Here is a 6,584-nt window from a genome sequence, read left to right as displayed (position 1 = left end):
TTGCCAAGCTGGAAGTGATGGACGGCGTGCTGATCTGCGACCGCGACAAGGAGTTTGAGCTGACTCTTGGAGCGGAGGATTGATAGCAACTCTTTAGTCATCCGAGAAAAGGGCAACGAATGCGTTGCTCTTTTCTTTTGATCAGAAGGACCAACGATACGCTGAGTGTGTGTTTGAGCAGGTTCAAAAACCATCAAATCGGCGTTTTGATAAAACGAGAACTTGAACACTCCTAGATGTGAGATTAAAGTGAGAGGGAAAAGGCTTCGAGGAGGAGAGAAGTGTGTTGCTGGTAAGCGATCGACAGTGGGTCAGTGATGTTATCGCGAAAATCACGGCCAAAATGGACGTGGTGAGCGAAAGATCGCAATATAAAATTCCCTACACAACAATGAACGGTACGCATGACCATCGACCGGATATGAAACCGGGCAGCGATCCGGCGGACGGAATCAGTTGGTGGACGAACGGTTTCTGGGGCGGCATGATGTGGCTGATGCACCACGAGACGGGCAACGATAAATATAAGGAGATCGCGTTTCGATCGGAAGAGCTTCTTGACGAATGCTTCTCTATCTTTTATGGCTTGCATCATGATGTCGGATTTATGTGGCTCCCGACCAGTGTTGCCAGTTACAGAGTAACGAAGAACCCTGAATCGAGGAAGCGGGCGCTGCATGCGGCTAACTTGCTTGCCGGTCGCTTTAATCTCGCCGGGGGTTTCATCCGCGCATGGAATGATTTGGAGGGGACGGATACCCGGGGCTGGGCAATCATCGATTGTATGTTGAACATTCCCTTGCTTTATTGGGCTGCGGAAGAAACCGGGGATCCCAGATACAAGCATATCGCCATGCGCCATGCGGATACGGCAATGTCCACATTCGTTCGGGCGGATGGCTCCGTCAATCATATCGTCGAGTTCGATCCATACGAGGGCTCGCTCTTACGCACCTACGGCGGTCAAGGCTACGAAGATGGTTCCTCTTGGACTCGCGGTCAGTCCTGGGGACTGTACGGTTTTATGATGAGCTTCACGCATACAGGTAAACAGGCGTACTTGGATACGGCGAAACGAATCGCGCATTATTTTATCGCTAATATTCCTGAAAACGGTATCATTCCAATCGACTTCCGTCAACCGAAAGAGCCGGCTTACGAGGATTCGACGGCGGCTGCCATCGCTGCCTGCGGACTAATCGAGATTGCGAAGGCTGTTCAAGAGCTTGAGAGGGATTTGTATTTAAGCGCCGCTCTAAAACTATTAAAGACGTTGGATGCTTCGTGCTGCGATTGGAGGATGGAGACGGATCATCTGCTTATTAATGGTTCTGCAGCGTACCACAATCCGGATCGACATACACCGATTATATATGGCGATTATTATTTCATGGAGGCCTTGTTCAAGTTGAAAGGCAATGATCTGTATTTATGGTGACCTATCGTGATTCTACGCTAAATTCGTATATAGGATGTTGGGATTATCGGTTTCAAGGAGGAGAACTTCGTTGAGCTATTTAAAGATTTGGGATGCGCCTGCAGGGGCAGTTGGCCGGGAAGATTTCGAGGTAAGCGTCCGCATCCCCGGAGAGAAATGGGAGCCGCTTTTCGTTTACGAAGCGAAGGTGGATATGCACAATGTCAGACAGGCCTCCATGTCTTTTTTTGACATGGGTGGACCGGTGGAGGTACGGGTCGTGAGCCGGAAGGGAACTATTCACCAAGCTGTCATCCGTCCGCTCTCGAAGAGGATCCCGTTCGAAGTGGAAGATACGGCCGTTATCTTCCGTTTGAAAGAGCCATGCAAACTGTCTATTGAAGTGAACGGGGACCGATTTAGCAATTTGCATCTTTTCGCGAATGCGCCTGAGGACAATCCCCCGCTGCCAGACGGGCCGAACGTGCTGTTTCTGAAGCCTGCCATTCACAGAGTGGAGGATATTCACCGTTTGGCGAATCATCCGCTGCCTGGGGGAGCGGCACCGGAGGTGATTTATTTCGGGCCGGGGATGCATTATCTGGAGGAGACGATCCTCCGTATTCCGTCCGGGAAAACCGTCTATATTGCCGGCGGCGCTATCGTTGTCGGTTCCCTTGTTTGCGATCATGTACAAGATGTCGCCATACGCGGCAGAGGCGTGCTATATTTATCTGACTTCCACCGATTCTCCGCCTTTCGGGGCGTTAGGATCATGTTCTCGCACCATATTTCAGTGGAGGGCATCGTGCTGCTCGATCCGCCGCATTACAGCATTTACATCGGCAAGTCCGAGCATATCCGGATCCGCGACTTCAAATCCTTCAGCACGCGGGGATGGTGCGACGGCATCGACATGATGTCCAGTTCGCATATCGAGATTGAGGATGTATTCCTGCGGACGTCCGACGATTGCATTGCCGTATACGGCAGCCGCTGGGATTATAAAGGGGATTCACGCTGCGTAAGCGTCAAAGACTCGGTCTTATGGGCCGACGTTGCGCATGCAATGAATATCGGCGGACATGGAGACTACCGCCGGGGCGGTGACTTGATCGAGGATATCCAGTTCAGCAATATCGATATTTTGGAGCATCATGAGCCCCAGCCAGGCTATTGGGGGGCCATGAATATTAATGTCGGCGATAATAATACGGTGCGCAACGTTACCTATGACAACATCCGTGTGGAGGATTTCGAACTAGGCCAGCTTGTGGACATCCGTATCGTGTGGAATGAGAAATATAACCCTGTTGCCGGCAAACGCATTGAGAATATTCATTTCCGGAATGTGTCCTATAACGGAAAAAATGAACATAAAAACCGAATTTACGGATTTGACCGGGAGCGGACCGTGGATGGCGTCACCTTCACCAATTTGCGTATTAACGGCGAATTGATTCTGGATGCGGAGCAGGGGCATTTCGACATTAATGAGCACGCGTACGGCATTCAATTTCAAAAGTGACGACAAGACGGTTCGAGCGAACTGGGGGACTGGATGCACGATCGGTTTCCCAGGTCGTTCTCCCAATAGATATCGTGAGGGGGCAGCCAAATGAAAGTAGACCGCGTGGGGGAAAGGCTAACACGCCTCTTTAGAAGGGATACTTTATTAATAAAAATCTTATCGTCCTATTTCGTTATCGTTATCGTTCTATTATCCGTTTTTTCCTTTGTCTTATTTCGTGCCTACAGCAATAAAAGCATAGAGCAAGTCAGTCAAACCTCTGAAAACTTTATTTCGCAATCTTATTATATTGCAGATACAATGCTCATAAATGTCTATTATAACTTTTATCAGTTATTTAATAATAGTATAGATAATGATCTTAATTACGGCTTGTACGTTGATAAAATAGATCAATTTGCCGATCAAGATGTATTAAAGAAATTAAAGCAATATGCGAAGTCAAATCCGCTTATTAGCTCCCTTTATATTTATAATGCAAAGGCTGACCGGGTATTTTTCACGATATCCGAGGTAGGAGAAGGAATTCAGTCGACAACGGATTTTTTGGATCAAGACATAATCCGTACGCTGAGGAATAAGGAACATAACGTTTCGAATGCATATTTTACGAGAAAAGTTAATTATGCAATAAATAATAACGATGTAAGCGAAAATTTATTGACCCTGGTTCTTACAAACACTTCATATAAGGGTGAAGTTGAATCGTCATTAGTCATTAACTTAAATCAAAGAATACTGCAGCAAATGGTTACCATCGGAAGCGCCGGGGATCTTAATCAAGTATTGATCATGTATAAAAACGGGAATGTTTTGTCTCATGATGACACTTCCATGATAAATACAAACCTTTCCAATGAAAGCTTTGCAAAGCAAATCATGCATTCCAACAATGAAAAAGGCAGTTTTATAACGAAGATTAACGATAAGGAATCATTGGTCAGCTATGTGAAAGCAAAACATTTAGGTTTGATTTTCATAGGCATTGGCGAATATAACAAGCTATTATCGTCGGCATATTCCATGCAAAAGACATTAATGATTTTAACCGCTATTTTTATGCTGGCGGGAATCGTTTTAGCTATCATTTTTACTTCAAGCATCTATAATCCCTTTAGAAAGCTGCTTCATAAATATAGACTGGATTCAAACCGATTATTGAATGATAAGAAGAAGACCTTATTAGGTAAAATAGTGGACGGGGAACTGGACGAGAAAATCTTCGACAAAGAGTATAGGATGGAGTGCGGATTAAGTTTTGACGCTCCATTCTTTTTGACCCTTGTGCTTAAAATGGATTATCTTGAAAATATTCTTTCAGGTAAATGGTCGAAAGATGTCCGATTGGTTAGATTCGCCATTATTAATATTGCATGTGAATTCTTTAGGGAAAAAAGCTTTAAGGCGGAGGGCGTTGATAACGGAAATGATTATGTCAGTATTATTTTGAACGTCCACCATAGAAGTGACGAGCCTTCAGATAACCTACTCGATCTTGTAAAGGAAATGCAAGATAAAGTAGAGAAATATTTGAAGATTTCGATATCTGCGGGAATAGGGGACGTTGTAGAAGGCATTGAAGGCATAAGCAAATCCTATCAGAATGCGCTGGCAGCTTCGAATTATCGAATGATATTCGGCCGTAAAGCAGTCATCGAATATGGCGAAATAGCGGAACGTAATGATAATGATCTGCAGGAATATCCTTATGATATTGAGAAGAGAATGATCGAAGCCATAAAGGAGAGCAATTTAAGAAAAATTGACGCAAGCCTTAATGAGTTTTTTGAAAGGCTTGCTTTGTTTAGCGCGGATGTAATCCATATAACGGTGTTGCAGTTAGCCGTGTTGCTTACAAGGACACTAAGTGGCATAGCCAAGACGAGTATAGAGAATGGTGAATACAGCATAAAGGTGCTGGTTTCCGAGATCCAAACCTGCGAAACATTGGATGAGATAAAAACGTATCTCTATTCACTCTGCATCAAAGTGGTAGAGACCAAAGGCAATGACGCTAAAGAAAATGTAAAAACCATGATTGCGAATAAAATTAAAGATTATATCGGAGAGCATTATAATAGTACAAACCTATCGACGGATACAGTGGCAAAGCATGCAGAGCTGTCTCCTAATTATGTCAGGTCTATATTCAAAGAGATAACGGGCATATCCTTGTCCGATTATATTACACAATGCAGGATGTCGGAAGCGCAGAGGCTTCTAATTGAAACGAATCATCCTGTCAGCAGGGTTGCCGAATTGGTTGGGTATCCAGAGAATAGCAAGCACTTCTTTACCGTATTTAAAAAACACTTTGGCAAAACCCCGGAAAATTATAGAATGATTATCCAGAACAACGAGAGTCCAGAAGCAAAAGTCGAATGGTAAAGCAGTACAGAGAAAAGAACCGACAGCATCCACGCTGTTGGTTCTTTTTCTTGTAAACCGCCGTAGTTCAAATAGCATCGGGGTACGCTGCAGCGTGTTTTTGAACTGGTTCAAATACCATCAAACCGGGTTTTTGATAAAACGAGAACTTGAAGAGTCATGCAGGTGACATTAGAGTCAGAAGGGAAAAGGCCTTCGGTATTTCCACGACGCGAGCCGATAGATTTATTCGTGAGGGAAGGGTGATAAAGATGGATGTGGCTTTAAGCAATAAAAAAGCGGACAGGGTCGTCATGAAGAAGAAAAAAAAGAGCTTCCTATCCGATGTGAAACAAAACTTCTATTTGTATTTATTGGTTTTACCAGGCGTTTTATTTTTCGTGATTTTCAAGTACTTGCCAATGGTAGGGATCGTCGTAGCTTTTCAAGATTTTAATGCGGTCAAAGGAATATTTAAAAGTAAATTTGTCGGTTTGAAAAATTTTGAATACTTCTTCACTTCAAAGGATTGGCTTGTTGTAACCTGGAACACGTTGTATTTAAATCTATTGTTTCTTATTACCGGATTGTTTTTTTCGATCCTCATTGCCATTGTGCTATCTGAAATCGGCTCCAAGTATTTTAAGAAAGTGACGCAATCGCTTGTCATTTTGCCGAATTTTATATCCTGGACATTAGTTTCGATGTTTGTTTTTGCATTATTATCGACGGATGTCGGATTGATTAATTCCGTTTTAAAAGCGTTTGGGTTTATTCAGGAAGGAAAGGAAATCAATTTTTATTCCAACCCTAGCTTATGGGTCGCAATACTGGTTGTTCTAAAAATATGGAAAGCCGCTGGCTTCGGTTCCGTTGTCTATCTGGCTGCTATAGCAGGCATTGACCAGGAAATCTATGAAGCAGCCAAAATCGACGGAGCCGGCCGTATGCAGTGCATTACAAAGATTACGTTGCCGCAGCTTAAAACGACAGCAGTGCTTTTGACCCTGTTCGGCATCGGAGGCATATTCCACGGGGATATAGGAATGATCTATGCGATTGTAGGAGACAACCCTTATTTGTATGATACGACCGATGTCATTGACACTTATGTATTCAGAATGCTTAGACAGATGAATGACATGAGCATGTCTACTGCGATCGGACTTTATCAATCGCTTGTAGGTTTTGTCATCGTATATATAACGAATTATTTTGCCAAGAAATATGATTCGGATTCAGCTATTTTTTAAGGAAGGAGATAAAACA

4 protein-coding genes are annotated in these 6,584 nt (G+C 43.8%); all 4 read left to right on the top strand.

The features are described 5' to 3' along the window. The first annotated feature begins 343 nt into the window (after positions 1–343). A complete protein-coding gene (locus tag SBI19_RS27435) occupies positions 344–1,438 on the top strand; it encodes a glycoside hydrolase family 88 protein (RefSeq protein ID WP_483312347.1) in 1,095 nt (364 codons plus the stop codon). Between the two features lie 70 nt (positions 1,439–1,508). Beyond that, on the top strand, positions 1,509–2,945 hold the full coding sequence (locus SBI19_RS27430; RefSeq protein WP_317972711.1) for a glycosyl hydrolase family 28 protein: 1,437 nt from the start codon (positions 1,509–1,511) through the stop codon (positions 2,943–2,945). Positions 2,946–3,035: 90 nt separating this feature from the next. Next, positions 3,036–5,336, top strand: coding sequence for a helix-turn-helix domain-containing protein (locus SBI19_RS27425; protein ID WP_317972710.1), 2,301 nt, complete (start codon positions 3,036–3,038; stop codon positions 5,334–5,336). Between the two features lie 251 nt (positions 5,337–5,587). Further along, on the top strand, positions 5,588–6,568 hold the full coding sequence (locus SBI19_RS27420; RefSeq protein WP_317972709.1) for an ABC transporter permease: 981 nt from the start codon (positions 5,588–5,590) through the stop codon (positions 6,566–6,568). The last annotated feature ends 16 nt before the right edge of the window (positions 6,569–6,584 follow it).

The sequence above is a fragment of the Paenibacillus sp. CCS19 genome (genome assembly GCF_033239625.1).
Lineage (GTDB): Bacteria > Bacillota > Bacilli > Paenibacillales > Paenibacillaceae > Paenibacillus_T.
Note: the sequence above shows the minus strand (reverse complement) of the source record. Positions and strands in the feature narration are given on the sequence as shown.

Coding starts and splice junctions, on each gene's coding strand:
- SBI19_RS27435 (WP_483312347.1), top strand. CDS start 344: ATGGACGTGGTGAGCGAAAGATCGCAATATAAAATTCCCTACACAACA.
- SBI19_RS27425 (WP_317972710.1), top strand. CDS start 3,036: ATGAAAGTAGACCGCGTGGGGGAAAGGCTAACACGCCTCTTTAGAAGG.
- SBI19_RS27420 (WP_317972709.1), top strand. CDS start 5,588: ATGGATGTGGCTTTAAGCAATAAAAAAGCGGACAGGGTCGTCATGAAG.